This window comes from Actinomyces culturomici (assembly GCF_900499005.1).
GTDB classification, from domain to species: Bacteria; Actinomycetota; Actinomycetes; order Actinomycetales; family Actinomycetaceae; genus Pauljensenia; species Pauljensenia culturomici.
Window position 1 is genome coordinate 383538 of sequence record NZ_LS991316.1, and the last position, 16626, is coordinate 400163.

Here is a 16626-nt window from a genome sequence, read left to right on the forward strand (position 1 = left end):
CTTCGCCCGCCCCCGTCTCTCAGTTCGCGCGCGTGTCCTCGTCCTCGGGAACGATGAGGGCGTTCGAGCCCCAGGAATTGGCGAGGAAGAGCCTCGCCCAGAGCCCGGTCGAACTCGCGCCCATCGCGAAGGCGCGCGCCTGCTCGAAGCGGTTCAGGGGGGCGGCGAACGCTTCGAACGCCATCGGGTGGTCGAGCATCGTCCGGATCGAGCGGGCCTTCGACAGCGCGCGATCGGCGCGCGTCGCCCGCATGAGGCCGAGGGCCGCGGCCTTGAGCCCCGCGGGCAATCCGTGGTCGTTCGACGTCGAGTAGAGGGACGGGCCCTCATCGCGCGCGCCCGTCGCAGTCGAGTAGACGTCGGAGACGTACGCCGCGTACCACTGCCGGTTCTTCGTCAGCGCGAGATCCCCCGACAGCCAGACCCTCCACAGCTGCGCATCGAGCATCGGCGCGGCCCACGTGAATCCGAAGGACTCGTAGGCGCGCATCGAATGATTGATGTACTTCGCCTGCCGCTCGCGGAGGTTGAACCATTCGAGCCACGACATCGATGCGGCCGGGGAGCCGTCGTATTCGACCTCCCGCGCCGCGCGCTCGACGGCTCCGACGACCAGCGGATCGGTGTCGATCGAGCGGGGGCGTCCTTGGAGGACCCCGTGGTGGTCGGCGATGAGGCGGCCGAGGGCCGCTGCCGGCATCCCCGCGAGGACCTCTTCCTCGTCGTGCGAATTCCCGACGATCGTGTGCCCGGGGAGGAAGACCGCGTCGTCCCCGACGAGGCCGTCGGACCTCAGATGATGGAGTGCGAACCAGTCCTGTACGTGGGGCAGGGACACCCCGCACCAGTTCGACCTGCGGAATGCCTCTCCCTCGGGGCCCGTCCACAGCCGCCGCATCTCGTCGACGACGCACTCGATCCCGATCCACGGCACGCCGAGCGATTCGGCGACGCTGCGGGAGATCGCGGTCTCCCGCGATCCCGCCTTCCCGTAGGTGAAGGCCGTCAGACGGTCGGCGCCGAGGGCCCTCAGGCGCGCGAGGAGCAATCGGGAGTCCAATCCGCCCGACAGGGGGACGACGAGGGGCCGGGAGCCGCTCGCCTCGAGGAGCCGCGCGAGCGCTCCGTCCAGGGCCCGCGTGAACTCCTCGGCGAACTCCTCCGGCGACTCGATGAGGTCGTCATTCCGCCGGTATCGCGCGAAGAGCGTCGACGAGGACGTCCCGTCGTCGTGGAGCGCGACGACGGACGCCGCCTCGCACGCCCGCACTCCGTCGATGAGCGTGCCATCGCCGAGGGCGTAGCCGAAATGCGCGAAGACCGCCGCCTGGGAGGCGTCGAGCCGCCAGTCCGGAAGACGGCCGCGCATCGCCTCGACGTCGTCGGCGACGATCCATCGCGATCCGACGCGCGCGTAGAGCAGTCCGAGCGACCGCATTCGGTCGGTCGCGACGATCACTCGGTCCGCTCGCTCTTCGACGAGGACCCATTGCCCCGGAATCGAGGCGAGATCCTCGAAGCCGGAGTCGAGGACCGTGCGCGCGAAGTCCGGGAGAGGAGCCCAGGCCCAGCGGCGCGCCCTCTCGTCCGCCAGCCATCCGGGTCGTTCGAGGAGGAGCTCTACGCGATCCACATGCGATCCTTACATCTCGACGTCGGGGCCTTCGCGGATTCTAGCCCTCGAGAGCGCATGCTTGAATAGTGGGGTGCCAGTGACGAGGTCGGGGCCCGGATCCTGACTCGTCGTGCGGAAGAGCATCAGTGAGAAGGTTGTCGAGTGGCTGACAAGGCGTGGGGACGTGGCCGCTGGCGCAGCGTGCTCTCGACGAGTCCGCTCCTGAGGGGCGTTCTCACGCTGATGTCGGGCACTCTGCTCGCCCAGGTCATCACCTTCGTGCTGCAGATCTTCATCGCGCGCGTCTACACCGACGTCGACAAGGGCCTGCTCGGCATCTACGGCTCGATCACCTCGCTCGTCATCACGGTGGCCGCACTGCGCTACGACCTCGCGGTCATGCTTCCCGACGACGACCGGGCCGCTCGCGTCGTTCATCGGCTCGCGACGCGGTCGATCGTCGTCGTCTCGCTCTTGACCTCGCTCGCTCTGATCCTCGCGTCGCACTGGCTGACCGTTCACTACCATCACTCGCCGGAACTGTCGCGCTGGCTCATGGGGTCCGGCGTCACGGTCTTCCTCATCGCCGAGGCGACGAACCTCCGCTACTGGCTCACTCGGAAGGGGCGATTCGGGGATATCGCGAGGAACGGCGTCGTCAACGCCCTCGCGATCGCCGGGCTCCAGCTCGCGCTCGGCGTCGTCTTCCACGGCGGGCTCACGGCGCTCCTGTGCGGCACGATCCTCGGTCAGCTCGTCTCCCTCGTCTTCCTCGCCGTTCGCGCCGGCGATGCGCGGACTCGTGAGGCGGGAGAGCCGACGATGCGCGCAGTCGCCGCGCGCTACAGGCGCATGCCGCTCCTCAACGGGCCGAACGCCCTCGTGGACGCGGTGCGCAACACGGGGATCAACCTCCTCATCGGGGCCGTCGCCGTCGCGGCTCTCGGTCAGTTCCAGCTCGCCTGGAACATCCTCCAGGTCCCGGTGGGCCTCATCGCCGGAAGCGTCGGTCAGGTCTTCCTCAAGAAGCTGTCCGACACTCCTCGAGGCGAGATGCGCCCGCTCGTCGTGCGGACACTCGTTCGCGCCGCCCTCGCGGTGGCGATCCCCTTCGCCGTGCTCTACGTCATCGCGCCGTGGCTGTTCCCCCTGGTGTTCGGCGCTCGATGGGATCAAGCCGGATACTTCGCCCGGGCTCTGACTCCGTGGCTGTACATGACGGTCCTCACCTCGCCGATCTCCAATCTCTTCGTGGTGACGGAGAACCAGCAGAAGATGCTCGTCTTCGCGATCTTCTACTGCGTCGTGCCGCTCGCCTGGCTGCGCTTCTCCCCCTACGCGCTGCTCCCCACGATCACGATCCTCGGCCTCCTCATGGGAGCGATGCTCGGGGCGCTCGTCGTCCTCTCCGTCCTCACCGCCGCCCAGTACGACCGCGAAGGAGCGCGCGCATGAGGGTCTGCTTCGTCCCCTCCTGGTATCCGAGGCCCTCCGCCCCGTTCAACGGAACCTTCTTCCGGGAGCAGGCTCGGATGCTCGCGGACGCCGGCCACGACGTGAGCGTTCTGTCGGCGGAGCCGGTGCGGGCCGAATCGCGGGACTGGATCGTCCGACCGAGGCTCGCGATCGAGGACGGCCTTCGCGTCGTCCGAGTGGATCTCCCCACGCTCCCGAGGGGCGCGCGGCTCCTCGAGGAGCGCCTGCACCGCTCGCTCCTCGCGCGCGCCGCGCGACTCCTCGAGCACGAGGTCGGAACGCCGCACGTGGTTCACGGGCACACCGTGTTCCCCGGCGGGACGAGCGCCGCGTTTCTCGCCGAGCGGTGGGGCGCTCCTCTCGTCCTCACCGAGCACCGGCCCTCGTCGATCTCCGCGCCCGCGTTCCTTTCGCGGCGCCGTCGGATCGATGCGGCGGTCGGCCGCGCCTCCCTGCTGACGACGGTCTCGTCGGGATTCGCTTCCGCCCTCGACGCCCGCTACCCGCGCACGAGCTGGGTCGCGATCCCGCTCCCGGTGCCGGACCTCTTCTTCGAGGCGCGGCGCGTCGACCGCGAGCCGTCCGCGCCGATCCGCTTCCTTCACGTGTCGCACATCGACGATAACAAGAGAGTCGTCGAAACCTGCCGAGCATTCGCCGACGCGTTCCCCGAGGGCGGGGCCCGCTTGACGGTGATCGGGGGGACGCCCGAGTCCATCGAACGAGTGCGAGGCGGACTCGGGGGCGAGATCCCGGCTCATGTCGAGTTCGTCGGCCGTAAGCCGCGATCCGAGATCGCCGCGGCGATGGCGGCCTCCGACGTGTTCATCCTCGTGAGCGCCGTCGAGACGGGCGGGGCGGTCTTCTCCGAGGCGCAAGCGGCCGGCGTGCGGATTCTCGCGTCGGCGACGTGGGGGGGACGGTTCGCGGTGCGGGACGGCCTCGGCGAGCTCGTGCCGGTGGACGACCATGACGCGCTCGTCGACGCGATGCGGCGGCTCGCGAACGATGAGGGGTACCTCGCTCCCGCAGACATTCGCGCCCGGGCTCGCGAGCGCTACTCGGAGTCTTCCTTCACCGATCGCTGGACGGCTCTGTATCGTGAGGTGACGGATGAGGCCGATGATCCGTCGAGGCGCGCTCATCGCGAAAGGAGACGACCGGCGTGAAGCGAATGGTCTTCCACGCGCCCAGCGTCGTCGCGGGCGGCGGCTCCGCGGGCTCCTCGATCCGACCGTATCGGATGCTCGAGGCGTTCAAGGAGGCGGGCTACGAGGTCATCGAGGTGACGGGCCGCTCCGAGGAGCGGCGGCTCAAGGCGCTCGACGCCCGACGAGCCCTCGCCGACGGGGACGTCGAGTTCTGCTACTCGGAGCTCTCGTCGAGCCCGATCGCCATGTCCGAGCCGCGATCCGCGCACGTCGACCCCGGAGTCGACTTCGACCTCTTCGCCGCATGCCGACGATCGGGAGTTCCCGTCGGCGCGTTCTATCGGGACATCTACTGGCGCTTCCCCGGTTTCCTCACGCTTCGGCAGCTGCCCTACAGGGCGATGCTGAAGCTCAACTATGTGAGGGATCTTCGACGTCTCGAGCGAACCGTTGACATTCTCTTCCTCCCGTCGATGCGGATGGGCGACTACGTGCCCATCGTCTCCCCGAGCAAATTCCGGGAGCTGCCGCCAGGCGCACCAGTGGAGCGCATCTCCGAGGGCGAGGGCGTCGAACTCTTCTACGTCGGGAGTCTCGGCGCGTTCTACGACATCACGGAGTGCCTCGCAGCGGTCGGCGATGCGCCGGGATGCGGACTCACGATGTGCGTTCCCCAGGACCAGTGGTCGCGGCTGCGGGGGGACTACGAGGATCTCCTCTCGGATCGGGTGGCGGTCGTCCACGGTCGCGGTGCCGAGCTCGATCCCTATTTCGATCGCGCGACGATCGGGGTGCTCGCGATGCGCCCGATCGAATACCGATCGTTCGCCGCGCCGGTCAAGCTCTTCGAGTACATTGGGCGCGGGCTTCCGATTCTCGCGAGTGCCGACACGTTCGTCGGGGATTTCGTCGAACGGAACGGCATCGGGTGGGCGCCCCGCTTCGATCGCGCGGAGATCGGCGCGGTGCTCGAGCGGCTCATCTCGAATCCCGACGAGGTCGAGCGGGCGGCGAGCAGAGTCCGGGAGATCCGGGGGGACAACACCTGGAGGGCGCGCGCCGCTCAAGCCGCATCGGCCCTGCAGGAGGCCGGCGGGAAGGGCCGCACGGCGTAGCCGGACGGCGGCGTCACGCCCCGAGAAGCTCCTCGTAGTGGACTCGGAGCTCGGCCACCGCTGTGCGCGTGCTCCGGTTCGCGACGACCCATTCCCGGGACGCCGCCCCGCGCGCGCGGCGCTCCGAGGCTCCCATGCGGATGACCGCGCGCATCGCCGAGGCGAGGGAATCAACATCGTACTCCCGGGTGAGCAGATCCGAGCACGAGGGCGCCGACATCTCGGCGGCGCCGCCGACATCGTTGACGATCACGGGGAGCCCGCACGCCTGCGCCTCGAGCGAGACGAGTCCCGCCGCCTCCGCGCGTCCTCGAGTGGTCCGGGTCGGCAGAATCAGGGCGTCGGAGCGGCGCATCGCGTCCCGGACGCCCTCTCGGGGGAGCGGCCCCGCGTACGTGAGGGCGGGGTCCCCCGCGGCGGCTCGTTCGACGTCACGTCGCAGGGGGCCGTCGCCGACGATGACGAGGCGATGGCGATCGGAGACGGAAGCGTGCGCGCGAAGAAGGTCCGGCACGCCCTTGAGGTCGCTCAGGGCGCCGACGAAGAGGAGGGACGGGATCTCGCCCCTCTCGCCCGCCTCATCGTCCGCGCGCCACCATTCGGTGTCGACGCCCTGATAGTGGACGTGGAGGGTACTCGGGTCGAATCCGGAGGCGACGGCGACGTCGGCGAGATACCGGGAGACGGCGAGCACTCTCGTCGATTCGCGCGCCGCTCGAAGATTGCGCTCGGTCCAGGCCGATCCGGCGCGTTCGATGAGGCGCTCGGGCGCCGGCAGCAGGGAGGAGGCGTAGGCGTCGCCGCCGTGCAGGGTGGTGAGGAGGGGGACTCGCATTCTCCGCGAGGCCCTCAAGGCCGGGAGCGACCACGTCGCCTGGTGCTGGTGGATCAGGTCGGCGCCCGAATGGGCGATGAGGCTCGAGTAGTGGCCGATGAACCCCCACTTCATCGCCTCTCTCATCCGCATCGGCAGGACGCCGGCGCCGGGCACGGCCTCGTCGATGGGAAGGGAGATACGCGGATCGTCGACGGCGGCCGCGAGAGCGAGGAGTCGCCAGTCCACATCCGGCATCTCGAGGGCGTGCTGCACCGCGAAGTAGGTCGGCGGGATGCGGAGAGTGCCCTTCGTCAGCGCGATTCTGGGACGTGCTCCCGGTGCGTCCGACGAATCGGAAACGCTCATCGGGGCTCCGCGCTCGCGAGGAGGACTCGCGCCACGGCTTCGGCGGCGCGCCCGTCGCCGTACGGCGTCGCGTCGGTGTCCGCGGGCCTGGGCCGTTGCGCCGCGGCGACGAGGTCGGGGCCGGGCTCCACGAGGACGTTCCACCCCAGACGCACGGTCTCCACCCATTCGGTCTCCGGACGGACCGTCGTCGCGGGGACGCGAAGGAGGAAGGCCTCCTTCTGAAGGCCGCCGGAGTCGGTGATGATTCCGCGCGCGTGCAGCGCGCTCGAAATGAGATCGGGATAGGGGAGGGGCGCGTGACCGATGAGGTTGCCGCGGTCGAGCGCGATCCCGAAGGATTCGCATTTCGCGACGAGCCGGGGATGGGCGAGAAGGACGACGGGATGGTCGATCGCCCCGAGGGAGTCGAGGAGCCGCTCGAGGCGCTCGGGATCGTCCGTGTTGTCGGGCCGATGGATCGTCGCGAGCGAGTACGAGGACGGGGCGAGCCCGAGGGAGTCCATGACCGGGGAGGTCGGACGATCGCGGACGGCATCGCGGACTCTCAGGAGCACATCGGTCATGACGTCTCCGACGACGACGGTGCGTTCGGCCAGGCCCTCGTTCGCGAGGTGCTGGGCGGCGACGTCGGTCGGGGCGAGCAGGAGGTCGGACGCGTGATCGGTGAGGACGCGGTTGATCTCCTCGGGCATCCGGCGATTGAAGGAGCGGAGACCCGCCTCGAGGTGGGCGACGGGGATGTGGAGCTTCACCGCGCCGAGCGCCGCCGCGATCGTCGAATTCGTGTCGCCGTAGACAAGGACCCAGTCGGGCGCGAATTCACCGAACACGTTGTCGAGCGCTGAGAGCATCGCGCCCGTCTGTCGTCCGTGGGTTCCCGATCCGACGCCGAGATGGACATCGGGAGCGGAGATCCCGAGGTCGGTGAAGAAGACGTCGGAGAGCAGCGGGTCGTAGTGCTGCCCGGTGTGGACGATGATGTGCTCGATGCCCGACGCGGCGAACGCGTGGTCGATGGGGGCGAGCTTGACGAACTGGGGCCTCGCCCCGACGACGGACATGACGCGCATCAGTAGACCTTTCGGCGACGGGGGGAGGGGGAGTCGAGTGCGGTCGCGTAGGCCGCGACGAGGCGATCCGCCTGCTCGTCCCACGTGGGGATCCTCGGCGGTCGGGTTCGGAACCGACGGACGTCCTCGGGGGTGATCCGTTCGATCGCACGATCGAGTTCGACGGCGGGGTCCTCGATGATCCACGTGTCGGCGTCCTCGCCGAGGAGACGACGGGCCTCGACGAGGTCGGTGCTCAGCGGCGGGGTTCCGGCCTTGAGGGACTCCATGAGCTTGTTCGGCGTCGACAGGCGCATGGAGAGGCAGGCGGGCTCGATGAGGCAGAGCGAGACGTCCGCGCCGCGGACGTGGGCGACCACGTCCTCGGGAGGAACCGGATCGAGGCGATGGATGTTCCGGTGGGATCGGGCGGCCGCGTCGACCGCCGCGCGGAGCGCCCCGTTGCCGAGGAAGACGAGATGCGCGTTCGGGTGCCGGGCGAAGACCTCGAGGAGAAGGGGGATCGATCGTCCCTCCGAGAGGAAGCCGACGTGGATGTAGACGAGGGCGTCCTCGGGAATCGAGAGGCGCGAGCGCAGGTCGACGCGGCCGCCGTTGTCGGCCGGCGAATTCGTGACGACGACCGGGCGGATCCCGGGGTACGCGTCCCGGTACCACTGGGCGATCGGCTCGTTGACGACGGAGACGACGTCCGTCTTGCGGATGTAGTGACGCTCGATGACCCTTTGGATGCGCTGTCGCAGGCCGCGCGAGGCGATCGTCTCGGTCTCCAACTCGTGCGCGTTGTACGCGAAGATCGCGCCGGTCCGCCTCGCGAGCGCGTGCGCGAGCGGGAGGACGAAGAGATTCTGAGCGGCGACCGCGCCGAGATCCGCGGACCGGTACGCCGAGAACACCCGCAGCTGCCAGGCGACGAGGATCCGGAGGGCGCCGAGGCGCTGGGACATGTGGGCGCCCCGGATGCGGCGGATCTCCGCTCCGTCGCCGATGACCTGGCGCGTCGGCAGGTCGGTCGAGTCGACGCCGACCACGTGCGTCGCCGTGAACCGCCCCGAATCCTGAAGGCTGCGGGCGATCTTGGAGACGCGCCCGGGACCCGCCAGGGGAGAGGGGTAGATGAGGAGGTTGAGACCGCTTCGGGACCGATCCGTCGAGACCATCGCGCACCCCCTTCTCGCGCCGCGCCGGCGATACCACTGCGGACCGCGGTGGGGCCGCTCCGCGATGATATCAGCGAGCGGCGGCGCGCCCTCGGGTTGCGACTACCCTGGGCAGGGCAGAACGTCGCGGAGGGAGACCGATCATGGCCGGTTCGGCAGGCACGATGCGGGTATTGGTCGTCTCGCGCATTCACATGCCCGAGGCGTCGGCCGCCTCATTCCGCCTGCAGGCGGTCGAGCGCGCGCTCGCGGCGGCGGGCGCCCGGGTGCGGGTTCTCACGACGACCGCGCCCGGGGCGGAGGCCCCCGACGACGGGGACGCGGTCGTCTCGCGCTGGCCCGCGCTGCGGGACGCCTCCGGCTACCTGCGCGGCTACCTCCCCTACATGAGCTTCGACCTCCCGGTCTTCTTCCGCATCCTCGCGTCCTCGAGGCCGCGGATCGCGCTCGTCGAGCCGCCGCCGACGACGGGCGTCGTCGCGAGGTGTGCCTTCGCCCTCCGCCGCATCCCCTACGTGTGGTACGCCCCCGACATCTGGTCGGACGCGACCGACGCGACGGAGGCTCCGGCCCTCGTCAAGCGCGCGGTCCGCGCGATGGAGTCCTTCGCCATGCGGGGGGCGCGCGCTGTCATCGCGATCAACGAGGACGTGGCCGAGCGGGCGTCCGCCCTCGGCGCCCGGCGGGTCGCCATCGTTCCCAATGGCATCGACACCCGGTCGTTCCGCTTCGAAGGGGACGGTCCGGACGACCGGGTCCGCGAGGAGGCCGGGCTCGGGGACGCCTACTTCGTCTACGCGGGCACGGCCTCCGAATGGCAGGGCGCCGAGGTCTTCGTCGACGCCCTCGCCGCGGTCCGCGCCGTTCGCCCCGACGCGCAGGTCGTCTTCCTCGGGCAGGGGGCGGCGTGGCCGGAGCTGCGCAGGCTGGCCTCCCGAATCCCGGACGGACCGACGGGCCGCCCACCGGTGGTCTTCCTGCCGTCGCTGCCTCCGGAGGAGGCGGCCGCGTGGCAGCGCGGAGCGGTGGCGGCGCTCGTCTCGATCAAGCCCGGAATCGGCTACGACTTCGCCTATCCGACGAAGGTGCTCGCCGCCCTGGCGTGCGGGACGCCCGTCCTCTACTCCGGCGCGGGCCCCGCGATCGACGACATTCGCGCCGATCGACTCGGCTGGGCCGTGCGCCACGAGTCCGGCGAGGTCGCGGACGCGATGCGCGAGGCGCTCGCCCTCGCGCGCGACGAGGACGAGCGGCGTCGTCTCCACGACTGGGTCGAGGCGAATCGATCGATCGAGCGGACCGGGCGCGACGCGGCCGCCGTCGTCCTCGAGTCGAGCCGCTGACCCTGTCACGAGCCGGCGCGCCGCGAAGGTCCGAGCCTGCCGTCGCCGAGTCGTGGCGATGCGGCGCCGCTGACTAGACTCGGGGAGGAACGAGGACAACAAGGAGTCTCACATGCGCATCGCAGTCGTCGCACTCGGCAAGATCGGCCTGCCCCTGGCCGTCCAGTACGCCTCGAAGGGCCACGACGTCATCGGAGTCGACGTCAACGAGACGACCGTGCGCCTCGTCAACGAGGGCGAGGAGCCCTTCCCGGGCGAGGCCGAACTCGCCGAGCGCCTCGCCGAGCTCGTGCCCGCGGGTCGGCTTCGTGCGACGACCGACTACGCCGAGGCGATCCCGGGAGCGGATGCGATCGTCCTCGTCGTCCCCCTCTTCGTCGACGACGAGACCTGGGAGCCCGACTTCGGATGGATGGACGCGGCGACGCGGTCCCTCGCCGAGTATCTCGAGCCCGGGACCCTCGTCTCCTACGAGACGACCCTTCCCGTCGGCACGACGCGCAACCGGTGGAAGCCGCTCATCGAGGAGATCTCCGGGCTGAAGGAGGGCGAGGACTTCGACCTCGTCTTCTCGCCCGAGCGCGTCCTCACCGGCCGCGTCTTCGCCGACCTGCGCAAGTACCCGAAGCTCGTCGGCGGACTCACGGACCGCGGGACGAGGGCGGGCATCGCCTTCTACGAGTCCGTCCTCGACTTCGACGAGCGCCCCGACCTGCCGCGTCCGAACGGCGTGTGGGACATGGGATCCGCCGAGGCCGCCGAGATGGCGAAGCTCGCGGAGACGACCTACCGGGACGTCAACATCGGACTCGCCAACCAGTTCGCCGTCTACGCCGACAAGGCCGGCATCGACGTCGAGAAGGTCATCGACGCGTGCAACTCCCAGCCGTACTCGCACATCCACCGTCCGGGCATCGCTGTCGGCGGGCACTGCATCCCCGTCTACCCGCGCCTCTACCTCTCGACCGATCCCGACGCCTCGATCGTCCGCACCGCGCGCTCGTTCAACGCCACAATGCCCGAGTACGTGATCTCTCGGGCCGAGGAGATCCTCGGCGACCTCGCCGGCCTCACGGTCGTCGTCCTCGGAGCGTCCTACCGGGGGCGGGTGAAGGAGACCGCCTTCTCCGGCGTCTTCCCGACGGTCGACGGCCTGAGAGCCCGCGGCGCGAAGGTCCTCGTCCACGATCCGATGTACTCCGACGAGGAACTCGCCCGCTTCGGCTGGGCGGCCTACCACTTCGGCGAGCCCGCCGACCTCGCGATCCTCCAGGCCGACCACCCCGAGTACAAGGAGATCTCGCCGTCCGATATCCCCGGCATCCGCCTGCTGCTCGACGGGCGTCGCGCGACGGACGCCGCGAAGTGGGCGGGAGTGCCGCGCCTCGTCATCGGGGGAGGGGAATGACGCTCGGGGGCGCTCACTCGGGGACGAGGCCGGGGGCGACGACGCTCCGAGCGGTCGTCGGCCGACTGATTCTCGCGCTCCTGCTCTTGGCGACGGGCGCGTGCTGGGCGCTCTCGTCCCCCGTGGCGAGTGCCCCGGACGACGACTACCACCTCGCATCGATCTACTGCCCGATGCGCGCATCCGGTCCGGAGTGCGGGGAGACCGTCGTCAATGGAGCCCGTGCCGTCAACGTGCCGTCGGGAATTCTCCAGACGGAGTGCTTCCGCTTCAAGTACACGGAGTCCGCCGCGTGCACCGGAGACCTGGACTCCTCGTCGCGGGTACGGACGACACGGGTCGATGCCGGCGCGTATCCCTACGGCTACTACCAGTTCAATCACCTGCTCGTCGGGCCGACGCTCTTCTCGACGACGATCCGCGTGCGTCTCGCCAACGTGGTTCTGGCGGTGCTCGGCCTGGTCCTCGTCGGCTCCACCCTCCCGACGGGGCAGCGTCGCCCGTTCGTCCTCGCGATGTCGATCGGTTGGATGCCCATGGGCCTCTACTTCGTCGCGTCGACGAATCCGAGTGCGTGGGCCCTCATCGGGGTGCCGCTCTTCGGGGCCTGCATTCTCGGCGCGTTCGCGAGCGACGGTCGCCGACGGGCGGTACTTCTCGTCGAAGCCGCAGCATTCGCCGCGATGGCGATATTCAGCCGAACGGACTCGAAGATCCTCTGCGCCGTCGTCGCATTGGCCGCGATCCTGCTTCACCTCAGGGGGCGGATGGATCGTCGCGTCCTTCTCGTCGCCGGAGTCCTCGGAGTGGCGGGCGTCGTCACCTACCTCACGGGCGGGCAGAAGGTCGCCGGCCTCAGGCAGGCGATCGAGAGCTCCGCGTCCTCCACGGCCACGAACTCGCTGACCGGCCCGGACGATTCATTTTTCGTGCTGATCGCGAAGACGATGCTGCGATTCCCGTCGTATTTCGCAGGGTACTTCGGCATCGATGGGGGAGCGATGGGGTGGCTCGACGTCACCCTTCATCCGCTGGCCCGTTACGGGCCCCTCGTCCTCTTCAGCGCGCTCATGCTCATGGGAGCAGCGCGTCCCGCATGGTCGAAGATCGCCTCCGCCGGAATGATCCTCGCCTTCATGCTGGTCGTCCCCGCGTACTACATGGCGGTCAAGGGCCTGGTGAACGACGGCTTCTTCGAGTCGCGCTATCTCCTCCCGCTCATGCCCTTCCTCCTCTTCCTGTGGATGATTCGTGCCGATGGGCGCCAATCGGACGCGGAGGAGTTCCGTCTCACCGGACTCCAGCTCGGCATCGTCATCGCCATTCTCGCGGTCTCCCAGTCGATGTCCCTCCACTCCGTTCTTCGTCGATTCATCACCGGTGCGGACGTCGAGGCCTACAACCTCGCGGCGTCCGTGGAATGGTGGCCGTACAGCGGATTCTCGCCCAACGTGGTGTGGGCCGTCGCTTCGATCTGCTTCGTGCTCGCGCTCGTGCTCGCCTCCCTTCTGTCGCGATCGCCAGGAGTCCAGCGCTCGGCGCCGGGGCGAGTCTCCGACTCGGCCGCTCGTCATTGACGTCGTCGGCGGCGTTCGCGGCGTCGGGCTCCCCGACGTCCGATCGTCGCCGGAGGCGGCGCGGTCTCTCCTCGTTCTATGATTCACGAGTAAAGGTTCGATGGGGCGAGCGGTCGTCCCGTTCGAGCGGAAACTCGAGTTCGGCGATGTTCTGAGGCCGACGGATGACGAGGAGGTCGCGATGCGTTCGCGCCGCTTCCCCGGAAGGATGGCTCTCGCCGTGTGCGCGGTCGCCTTCTCGGTTTCCACAGTGATGGGCGCTGCTGCGTTCGCCGCTGAACCTCCACCTCCCGACGTCGCTGCGACTGTGGGTCAATCGGGCGAGGCGCGTGCGGATGCGGAGCAGTCGGCGGGCGCACCGCAATCCGGGAATACCGAGGCGGAGCAGAGCGGTGGGTCGTCGGACGACGCATCGCCGCTCGCGACGACTGACGCCGAGGAAACGGCGGGCGTTGCGTCTCCGAGGGCACTGACTCGCGGTTCGTCGGTGTCCGTGGACTCGATCGGTCTGACGTGGCTGGTGCGCGATGAGGACATCGCGGTCGGCGCCGCGGTCGCGCCGCTCTCCCCGCGGCTCCAGTTCCGCTGGCAGCAGTACGACGTCGCGGCGAAGAAGTGGGGCTCGATCTCCGATTGGTCGGCGGGGAATTGGGCGAGTTGGCGCTCGACTCCGGGCGTGTACTGGTTGCACCTCGAGGTTCGTGATTCCGCGACGGGGGAGACGGTGGGGACGAAGACCATCCCGTTCCGGTACTCCGCTGGGACGACGCGCATCACGGGGACGTACGCCGGGTGGAAGGACGGCGGCGTTCTTCTCGGAGTGGCCTCGAGTAATCCGCGTGCTCGGTACGCCGTGAAGATCTACAGCGTCGATCGCAAGCAGTGGGTCGTCGGATTCTCGGGTCAGTGGGCGATGTGGCGTCCGTCGAAGGGGACGTATTGGACGCACTTCGAGGCGTACACGTCGGATGGCCGCCTCGCGGATACGCGGACGTACGCGTTCGGCGTCGGGCTCAAGGGGTATACGGCGCCGGCGGGGTATCTCGACGTGACGGATCGGATCACCCCCCTCAATGGTCGGACGAACACTCTCACTCCGGGTTTCAACGGGGTCAAGGTGCGCATCGTGCAGCAGAAGCTGGGAGTGTGGTACTCGTCGAAGCTCGCGACGATGGACGCGGCGACGGTGCAGGCGGTGAAGACCTTCCAACGACGGGCGGGGCTCTCGCAGGATGGCGTCGTCGGCGTCGCCACATGGAACGGGCTCAACACCGGCTGGGGGTGGGACATCGATACCTACCAGGCGCAGCCGATCGGCTTGACCGCCACTCGGAACGAACGGATCGAGAAGATGATCGACTACGCGTGGCGTCAGTCGGGTTCGGACTACGTGTGGGGCGGAGCCGGCTCCTACTACTTGGGGTACGACTGCTCGGGCTTGGTTCTTCAGTCGCTGTACGCGGCGGGACTCGATCCTCAGCCCATCGACGTCCTCGTCCACGCGTACCCGTCGTATCGGACTTCGCAGGAGCTCTACAAGCATCCGTGGTTGATGCACGTGCCGGTCGGGCAGCGTCAGCGCGGGGACATCGTCTTCTACGTCGATTCCTCGGGAACGGTCTATCACACGGGCATTTACATCGGATCGGATCAGATCATCCACACGGATTGGATGGGTCGTCCCGCGCGGCAGGACACCGTCTACCAGGGGACCCTCGCCCCGACCGTCGTGAGGCCGTTCCCGTGACCGCGACCGGGAGAGCTGCGCGCGCCCGCCTCCGCTCGTGCGGCTCGACGCTGCTCGTCGTCGGTCTCGTCGCTCTCGGAGGGTGCTCCACCGGTCCCGTTGATGCCGCGGAGTCGTCCGCGATGTCCGCCTCGATCGGACCGAACTCGGAGCTGCCTCCCGCGCGGGCGGCGTCGAGCGGGTGCGCGCGAATGGACGGGATCCTCGCCGACGCGTTCGTCCGCTCGGACGCCGGGCGCGCCTTCGTGGAAGCGCAGGCGCAGGTCGCGCCCGAGAACGATGCGGCCGCGTCCGAAGCGCGCGCGGTAGCGGTGAGGGATTCGTGGATCGCGTTCCTCGCCGCATTCTCGGCTGCTTCATCCGCGGACCTCGCAGTGGCCGCGACCGAGGATGCGAAGGGACGGGCCGCCCTGGAGGCGCTGCGCGACTACGCGGAGAAGGCGCCACCGATGCTCTGCGGGGAGGTACCGCAGTTCGCCGACGAGGCGCAGGCGATGCAGGACCTCGCGGCGGGGCGCCAACCCGCGCTCAACCCCGAGTACGAGCGGCTCGCGAGTGAACTCGCCTCCGACGTCGACATCCTCAGCGAATGCATGCCGGCCTGGCCACTTGTCTTCTGAACTCGTGCGCGCCGATGAGTCCGCGGCGCAGCCGCGATCCCCGATACACTGGATCGGTCACGAACCATCGCCCAGTGGAGAACCTCGCAATGACGCCACGAGTCCTCATTATCACGCGTACGAAGAATCGCCCCCTGTTCCTCGAGCGAGCGCTCGCGTCCGTCGGCGGGCAGACGTTCACCGACTACCTCCTCGTCATCGTGAACGACGCGGGCGAACCGGAACCGGTCGAAGACCTCGTCTCGCGGCAGAGCGACGAGTTCCGCTCCCGTATTCGCGTCGTGCACAACCGAGTCTCCGAGGGGCGTGAAGCGGCGCTCGAAGCCGGATTCGAGGCCGCCGATCTCGAGTTCTACGCGGTCCACGACGACGACGACACGTGGGCGCCCGAGTTCCTCGAACGCGCTGTCGCGGCGCTGGACGCCGATGCGGAACTCGGCGGGGTGGCCGTTCGATGCGCGCTCATCACGGAGCACATCGAGGCCGGGAGCATCGTTGAGGACGACCGCGGGATCGTCGCCCCGGAGCGGCTCTCGTGGACGCTCATCGACACGATGGTGTCGAACTTCGTACCGCCCATCGCGCAGCTCTTCCGCCGAGCCGCCGCCGACGAGGTCGGACATTGGGACGGATCGATCGAGACCCAGGCGGACTGGGACTTCAACCTGCGGATGATGCTCCGCCACAGGGTCGGCTTCATCGACGGCGATCCCCTGGCCTTCTGGCACCTTCGCGCATCGCAGGACGGGGAGGAGGGGAATTCCGTTTACGTCGACGCCGCGAGGCATCGTCGGGACAATCTGGGGATCCGCGAGAAGCGCCTCGCCGCTCTCCTGTCGGGCGACGACGGCGAAGAGGAATTCGCTCGCCTACTCGTCATGGCCGAGTACACGAGGCGGCTCGAGGAGCGCGTCGACAAGGCGCGCGAGGAGCTCGCCGAAGTCGGCGCTTCTCTCACGCGACTCCATGATCGGCTCGGCGTGATCGAACCGAAGATCGATCGCGTCCTCGGTACGTCCGAGTCGACGTACATCGAGTTCTCGCGCTTCAGGGAGCGAGTCCTCTCGATCCTTCACGGAATCGAGACTCGCACGAGCCCGAAGTACTGGGCGAAGGTCGCGGGCTCGAAGCTCAAGGGCCGCGTCGGGCGCTGAACAG

The 16626-nt window shown here is 69.0% G+C and carries 13 protein-coding genes; 9 read left to right on the forward strand and 4 right to left on the reverse strand.

The window, feature by feature from the left end; genetic code table 11:
- Positions 1 to 19 precede the first annotated feature (19 nt).
- Complete coding sequence (locus DY157_RS01685) at positions 20 to 1633, reverse strand: asparagine synthase-related protein (protein WP_115726939.1); 1614 nt, start codon at positions 1631 to 1633, stop codon at positions 20 to 22.
- A gap of 144 nt (positions 1634 to 1777) precedes the next feature.
- On the opposite strand from DY157_RS01685, the gene DY157_RS01690 reads away from it, so the two are divergent.
- The 3 genes from DY157_RS01690 to DY157_RS01700 are packed head-to-tail and all read left to right on the forward strand — an operon-like array spanning position 1778 to position 5357.
- Positions 1778 to 3070, forward strand: coding sequence for a lipopolysaccharide biosynthesis protein (locus tag DY157_RS01690; protein ID WP_174232113.1), 1293 nt, complete (start codon positions 1778 to 1780; stop codon positions 3068 to 3070).
- Positions 3067 to 4260 (forward strand): glycosyltransferase, encoded by a 1194-nt coding sequence (locus tag DY157_RS01695; protein WP_115726941.1) that lies wholly within the window; start codon positions 3067 to 3069, stop codon positions 4258 to 4260. Before DY157_RS01690 ends, DY157_RS01695 begins: the two co-directional genes overlap by 4 nt.
- A gap of 5 nt (positions 4261 to 4265) precedes the next feature.
- Entirely contained in the window at positions 4266 to 5357 is a 1092-nt protein-coding gene (locus DY157_RS01700) for a glycosyltransferase family protein (protein ID WP_115726942.1), read from the forward strand.
- A gap of 13 nt (positions 5358 to 5370) precedes the next feature.
- Here DY157_RS01700 and DY157_RS01705 read toward each other — a convergent pair whose 3' ends face one another.
- Genes DY157_RS01705 through DY157_RS01715 form a run of 3 tightly spaced genes read right to left on the reverse strand, consistent with a single transcriptional unit; the run spans position 5371 to position 8773 of the window.
- Entirely contained in the window at positions 5371 to 6540 is a 1170-nt protein-coding gene (locus DY157_RS01705; RefSeq protein ID WP_115726943.1) for a glycosyltransferase, read from the reverse strand.
- A complete protein-coding gene (gene wecB / locus DY157_RS01710; protein WP_115726944.1) occupies positions 6537 to 7613 on the reverse strand; it encodes a non-hydrolyzing UDP-N-acetylglucosamine 2-epimerase in 1077 nt (358 codons plus the stop codon). Before wecB ends, DY157_RS01705 begins: the two co-directional genes overlap by 4 nt.
- Entirely contained in the window at positions 7613 to 8773 is a 1161-nt protein-coding gene (locus DY157_RS01715; protein WP_115726945.1) for a glycosyltransferase, read from the reverse strand. The genes wecB and DY157_RS01715 overlap by 1 nt, the downstream gene beginning before the upstream one ends.
- A gap of 143 nt (positions 8774 to 8916) precedes the next feature.
- On the opposite strand from DY157_RS01715, the gene DY157_RS01720 reads away from it, so the two are divergent.
- The 6 genes from DY157_RS01720 (at position 8917) to DY157_RS01745 (ending at position 16622) form a co-directional block, all read left to right on the forward strand.
- Positions 8917 to 10116: a glycosyltransferase family 4 protein gene (locus tag DY157_RS01720; protein WP_115726946.1), complete on the forward strand. Its 1200-nt coding sequence runs from the start codon at positions 8917 to 8919 to the stop codon at positions 10114 to 10116.
- Positions 10117 to 10228: 112 nt separating this feature from the next.
- Positions 10229 to 11524 (forward strand): nucleotide sugar dehydrogenase, encoded by a 1296-nt coding sequence (locus tag DY157_RS01725; protein WP_115726947.1) that lies wholly within the window; start codon positions 10229 to 10231, stop codon positions 11522 to 11524.
- A complete protein-coding gene (locus DY157_RS01730) occupies positions 11521 to 13101 on the forward strand; it encodes a DUF2142 domain-containing protein (protein ID WP_115726948.1) in 1581 nt (526 codons plus the stop codon). The genes DY157_RS01725 and DY157_RS01730 overlap by 4 nt, the downstream gene beginning before the upstream one ends.
- 487 nt (positions 13102 to 13588) lie before the next feature.
- A complete protein-coding gene (locus tag DY157_RS01735; RefSeq protein ID WP_235827036.1) occupies positions 13589 to 14848 on the forward strand; it encodes a C40 family peptidase in 1260 nt (419 codons plus the stop codon).
- On the forward strand, positions 14845 to 15468 hold the full coding sequence (locus DY157_RS01740; RefSeq protein WP_115726949.1) for a hypothetical protein: 624 nt from the start codon (positions 14845 to 14847) through the stop codon (positions 15466 to 15468). Before DY157_RS01735 ends, DY157_RS01740 begins: the two co-directional genes overlap by 4 nt.
- A 74-nt stretch (positions 15469 to 15542) precedes the next feature.
- Positions 15543 to 16622 carry a glycosyltransferase family 2 protein gene (locus DY157_RS01745; protein ID WP_160159395.1) on the forward strand — a complete coding sequence of 360 codons (1080 nt, stop codon included), beginning with the start codon at positions 15543 to 15545 and terminating at the stop codon, positions 16620 to 16622.
- The last annotated feature ends 4 nt before the right edge of the window (positions 16623 to 16626 follow it).

Bases quoted from the DNA above. Each gene is read 5' to 3' on its own strand.
- DY157_RS01695 (WP_115726941.1), top strand. From the start codon at position 3,067: ATGAGGGTCTGCTTCGTCCCCTCCTGGTATCCGAGGCCCTCCGCCCCG.
- DY157_RS01700 (WP_115726942.1), top strand. From the start codon at position 4,266: ATGGTCTTCCACGCGCCCAGCGTCGTCGCGGGCGGCGGCTCCGCGGGC.
- DY157_RS01705 (WP_115726943.1), bottom strand. From the start codon at position 6,540: ATGAGCGTTTCCGATTCGTCGGACGCACCGGGAGCACGTCCCAGAATC.
- wecB (WP_115726944.1), bottom strand. From the start codon at position 7,613: ATGCGCGTCATGTCCGTCGTCGGGGCGAGGCCCCAGTTCGTCAAGCTC.
- DY157_RS01715 (WP_115726945.1), bottom strand. From the start codon at position 8,773: ATGGTCTCGACGGATCGGTCCCGAAGCGGTCTCAACCTCCTCATCTAC.
- DY157_RS01720 (WP_115726946.1), top strand. From the start codon at position 8,917: ATGGCCGGTTCGGCAGGCACGATGCGGGTATTGGTCGTCTCGCGCATT.
- DY157_RS01725 (WP_115726947.1), top strand. From the start codon at position 10,229: ATGCGCATCGCAGTCGTCGCACTCGGCAAGATCGGCCTGCCCCTGGCC.
- DY157_RS01730 (WP_115726948.1), top strand. From the start codon at position 11,521: ATGACGCTCGGGGGCGCTCACTCGGGGACGAGGCCGGGGGCGACGACG.